At 44.7% G+C, this 3,940-nt stretch carries 4 protein-coding genes and 1 pseudogene; 4 read left to right on the top strand and 1 reads right to left on the bottom strand.

Annotation, left to right across the window (positions count from 1 at the left end; all coding sequences use genetic code 11):
- Nucleotides 1-207 precede the first annotated feature (207 nt).
- A complete protein-coding gene (gene trxC, locus AB4496_RS26425; RefSeq protein WP_004731082.1) occupies nt 208-642 on the bottom strand; it encodes a thioredoxin TrxC in 435 nt (144 codons plus the stop codon).
- A gap of 122 nt (nt 643-764) precedes the next feature.
- Here trxC and AB4496_RS26420 point away from each other — a divergent pair, with 122 nt between their 5' ends.
- The 4 genes and pseudogenes from AB4496_RS26420 to AB4496_RS26405 all read left to right on the top strand — a co-directional run.
- Nucleotides 765-1,862, top strand: coding sequence for a ketoacyl-ACP synthase III (locus AB4496_RS26420; protein WP_102258003.1), 1,098 nt, complete (start codon nt 765-767; stop codon nt 1,860-1,862).
- A 120-nt stretch (nt 1,863-1,982) separates the two neighbouring features.
- Nucleotides 1,983-3,215, top strand: a complete 1,233-nt coding sequence (locus AB4496_RS26415; RefSeq protein WP_102258004.1) for a glycosyltransferase — start codon at nt 1,983-1,985, stop codon at nt 3,213-3,215.
- Nucleotides 3,216-3,415: 200 nt separating this feature from the next.
- A complete protein-coding gene (locus AB4496_RS26410; protein ID WP_102258005.1) occupies nt 3,416-3,874 on the top strand; it encodes a YeeE/YedE family protein in 459 nt (152 codons plus the stop codon).
- Nucleotides 3,874-3,940, top strand: a pseudogene (locus AB4496_RS26405) (YeeE/YedE family protein); the annotation flags it as partial. The gene AB4496_RS26410 and the pseudogene AB4496_RS26405, both read left to right, overlap by 1 nt.

Genomic DNA, 3,940 nt, shown 5'->3' with positions numbered 1-3,940 from the left:
AGGAATACGGGCTAGATAAGCAAGAATCTAGTATTCGAGCGAAAGGCGAAGCTGTGGTTTAATTCAAGAAGTTAAGTGATAACCACAAATAAAACAGTAGGTTAGATAGTCTTGATTTGATAAGACTCTCTAACCTATTTTTGTGTGCTTACTTAGAATAAAGCAAAAGTTAATTTAATCGCTTAACCAATAGCTTAAACAATGGTGTTATTTAGTTAGAGCTTGATTAAGCCACTGATCAAATTGGCCTTTTGGTAACGCACCGTTAATCGTATCGACACGTTTGCCATCTTTAAACACCATCACCGTGGGAATACTTCTGATTTGGTACATCGCGGCAAGCTGTTGCTGAGCTTCAGTATCAATCTTAACGAATCGAACATCTCCCGAACGCTCTTTAGCAACGTCACTGAACACTGGCGCAAAGCCAACACATGGGTTACACCATGTTGCCCAGAAATCGACAACCACTGGCTGTGAACTATTCAAAATAGATTGGAAATTAAGTGACGTTCCCTCGATAGGAGCGCCATCGAGCAATGCTGTTTTGCATTTACCGCAGGTTGGGCTTTCTGAAATTCTTTCTGAAGGAACTCGGTTTACGCCATTACAAGAAGGGCAACGTGTGTTGAATGTAGACATAACTTTCTCTTTTTATTGTAACTCCGTGTCTAACGCGATTTACGAATCACGCACGGAGCGCTTATACTGTTTAAAACTAGAATACGATACTTAAATAAAAACAAACAATAAATAGGTAAATGATGACAAAATTTTACGCCGAGATTACGGGCTGGGGAAAGTGTCTGCCACCAGCCGTGTTGTCCAATGATGATCTAAGCACTTTCATTGATACGTCTGACGAGTGGATTAGAACTCGAACTGGTATCGAAAACCGTCGTATCAGTCATGTAAATACCTCTGAGTTAGCGACTGTTGCTGCTCAACACGCAATGGCGTGTGCTGGTCTTACTGCCGAAGATATCGACCTCGTGATCATCGCGACGTGCAGCCCAGACTCCCTTATTCCAAATACTGCGTCTAAAGTTCAACAGAACCTAGGCATCAAGAGCGCAGCGGCTTTCGACCTTAACGCAGCGTGTACAGGGTTCATCTACGGCGTTGAAACGGCGACTCGACTGATTCAAGCAGGCAACTACCGTAATGCTATCGTAGTGGGTGCAGAACGCTTGTCATTCTTCATCGACTGGACCAAGCGTGATACTGCGGTTCTATTTGGTGACGGCGCAGGTGCTGTGGTTCTATCTCGCACTGAAGAGCAGGTTGGCTTACAAGAAGCGCAAATCGGTTGTGACGCAGAAGGCCGTGACATTCTAGCGGTACCCAAATTCGGTACTTCTATGGACCGCTTTGCTGCAGATAACGGTTACTGGGACTTTGATTTCGTAGGTAAAGAAATCTTCAAGCGTGCAGTGAAAGGCATGGGCGCTGCTGCACACACAGTATTAAGCCGTACTGGCATCTCAACCGACAATATCGATGTTGTGATTCCGCACCAAGCTAACATCCGAATCATCCAAACTTTGTGTGATATGGCGGGTATTGAGCGCGAGAAAGCGTTTGTTAACATCCAAAACTACGGCAACACGTCGGCAGCTACTGTGCCAATTGCACTGTGTGAATCATTAGAGCAAGGCTTCGTTAAACCTAACTCTAACATCTTGCTTGCGGCATTTGGTGCAGGTTTAACTTGGGGTGCTGGCCATATTAAGTGGGGCAGTCGTGTTGAACCGTTAGGTCAATCGGATGCGAAGCTTCCAGAAGCGGATAAATCTGCTTTGGAGCTTCTAGAAAGAGCCATTTTACACTGTAAAACGCGTCCTAACTCAGAAAGTGAGTAGCGGAGTATGGTACGAGTTCGCCTTTTAAGTCGGATTCGCCCCATGATATAAATCGACCACCATAGTGCTCGTTTAATTAGGGACTGATCTCGTCCCTTTTGTTATTTCTTAGGAAGTGTTTTGAAGAAAGTTTTAGCAATTGGCTACGTTTGGCCAGAACCGAATTCATCGGCGGCTGGCAGCCATATGATGTCTCTTTTACGCCTGTTCAAGAGACAAGGTTGGTCCGTTGAATTTGCAACGCCAGCTCAAGAAACCGAGCACATGATCGATCTCTCTGAAGAGGGCATCACGAGCCAATCTATACAGTTAAATTGCGATAGCTTTGACCTGTACATCGAAGAGCTGCAACCCGATGTCGTGATGTTTGACCGTTTCATGATGGAAGAGCAGTTTGGTTGGCGTGTCGAGAAAGTATGTCCGAATGCCTTTAAATTACTGGATACCGAAGACTTACAGTTCCTACGTAACGCGCGCCATGAAGCGGTTAAGAAAGAGGCTGAACTGACCAAAGCGCATTTGTACAGTGACTTAGCGAAACGTGAAATTGCCGCAATCTTACGCTGTGATCTTTCGTTGATCATTTCAAGCTACGAGATGGATCTGCTTCAATCTGAGTTCAATATCGATCCAAAACTGCTTCATCATTTGCCGTTCATGGTTGATCTTAATACACTTCCTGAAAGCACGAAAAGCTTTGAAGAACGTAAGCATTTCATGACGATAGGTAACTTTAGACACGCACCGAACTGGGATGCTGTGCTTCAGTTACAGAAGATTTGGCCGAAGATTCGCAAGCAGTTACCTGAATCCGAACTTCATATTTATGGATCTTATCCGCCGCCGAAAGCAACGGCTTTGCACAACCCTAAAACCGGTTTCCATATCAAAGGTTGGGCGAAAGACGCTCAAGAAGTGATGGAGCAAGCTCGTGTGTGTGTTGCACCACTCCGATTTGGCGCGGGCATTAAAGGCAAGTTGCTTGATGCGATGAAGTTACAAACTCCGAACGTGACGAGTGAAATCGGCAGCGAAGGCATGTTACCACAAGGAGAATTGCAATGGCCGGGCGCAGTGGCTGATGATATCGACGAGTTTGTTGAACAAGCTGTCGGTTTATACAAAGATGAAGAGAAGTGGCTTAAAGCACAAAGCCAATGTCATTCAATCCTTGAAGCGCACTACGAGCAGAATCAACTCGGCGACACATTGATTGAGCGATTAACGGCGTTAGAGTCCGATCTTGAATCTCATCGACTGGATAACTTCTTTGGTTCGATGCTTAAGCACCACAGCATGGCGAGCACCAAGTATATGTCGCAGTGGATAGCTGAAAAGAACAAGACTAAGTAACTGACACAATAAACCGAATCAAATAATAAGCCCTTAGGTTAACGCCTAGGGGCTTTTTTCATGCAGGACGCTTATTAATTTCAGACTTACAAACCGAAACATTCTAGCAATACATTAGCATTGACTAATTTATATTTATTAGTAAACTCTAATTTAAATTGAGGATGATGAGTTAATCGACGTTATGAGAGAGGTCAGTGATGAGTTTAATACCTTGGGATGCATTGTTCGGTGGCATGTTGTTAGGCGCGTCGGCAATTATTCTTATGTTAGGAATAGGACGAGTAGCAGGTATTAGTGGCATTGTCAGCCGTTTATTACCAGTTGGGACTAGCAACAAAGAAAGCAAAGACACGGATACAGAAAAAACCGAAAAACATTGGCGACTTGCTTTTGTTGTCGGAATGGTCGTGAGCGGCTGGTTATTGATTCCAACAGGCTACCAACTTCCGCAATTAGAAGAGATCAACTTCGCAGTGGTTATCATAGCCGGATTATTGGTGGGCTTCGGTACCAAGATGGCGAATGGCTGTACTAGCGGCCATGGCATTGTGGGGATGGCTCGTTTGTCCAAGCGCTCAATCATCGCTACTTGTGTATTCATGGGTGTGGCAATCGTAACTGTGTTGGCTAAGAACTTGATCGGTTTGGGGGCGTAATGAAAAACTCTTCACTTACTATCGTTATCGGTTTGGTCGCAGGTATTCTTTTTGGCTCAGGTATGA

The sequence above is a fragment of the Vibrio sp. 10N.222.46.A1 genome (assembly GCF_041473595.1).
Classification (GTDB): Bacteria; Pseudomonadota; Gammaproteobacteria; order Enterobacterales; family Vibrionaceae; genus Vibrio; species Vibrio tasmaniensis_A.
The sequence above is the reverse complement of the archived record's forward strand: the minus strand, read 5'-3'. Positions and strand labels throughout refer to the sequence as shown.

Bases quoted from the DNA above. Each gene is read 5' to 3' on its own strand.
- AB4496_RS26420 (WP_102258003.1), top strand. From the start codon at position 765: ATGACAAAATTTTACGCCGAGATTACGGGCTGGGGAAAGTGTCTGCCA.
- AB4496_RS26410 (WP_102258005.1), top strand. From the start codon at position 3,416: ATGAGTTTAATACCTTGGGATGCATTGTTCGGTGGCATGTTGTTAGGC.
- trxC (WP_004731082.1), bottom strand. From the start codon at position 642: ATGTCTACATTCAACACACGTTGCCCTTCTTGTAATGGCGTAAACCGA.